Source organism: Micromonospora sp. DT43, from assembly GCF_049841645.1.
GTDB lineage: Bacteria > Actinomycetota > Actinomycetes > Mycobacteriales > Micromonosporaceae > Micromonospora.
Window position 1 is genome coordinate 1 of sequence record NZ_JBNCKR010000040.1, and the last position, 308, is coordinate 308.

At 72.4% G+C, this 308-nt stretch carries 1 protein-coding gene; it reads left to right on the forward strand.

Annotated elements, in window-relative coordinates; all coding sequences use genetic code 11:
* A partial coding sequence (locus ACLQ26_RS33045; protein ID WP_425748278.1) for a hypothetical protein occupies positions 1-308 on the forward strand: 308 nt, incomplete at both ends.

Here is a 308-nt window from a genome sequence, read left to right on the forward strand (position 1 = left end):
CGGTCACCGCCACCTTGGTAACCACCCTCACGGCGGTCGCCACCACGGAAACCACCCTCACGCGGCGCGCCCGAGCGCGAACCATCGCGGTCGCCACCACGGAAGCCGCCACCCTCGCGACGGTCACCGCCGCGGAAACCGCCCTCGCGGTCACCACCACGGAAACCACCCTCACGCGGCGCCCCCGAGCGCGAGCCATCGCGGTCGCCACCACGGAAACCACCCTCGCGGGGCGGACCGGAACGACCACGGTCACCGCCACCTTGGTAACCACCCTCACGGCGGTCGCCACCACGGAAACCACCCTC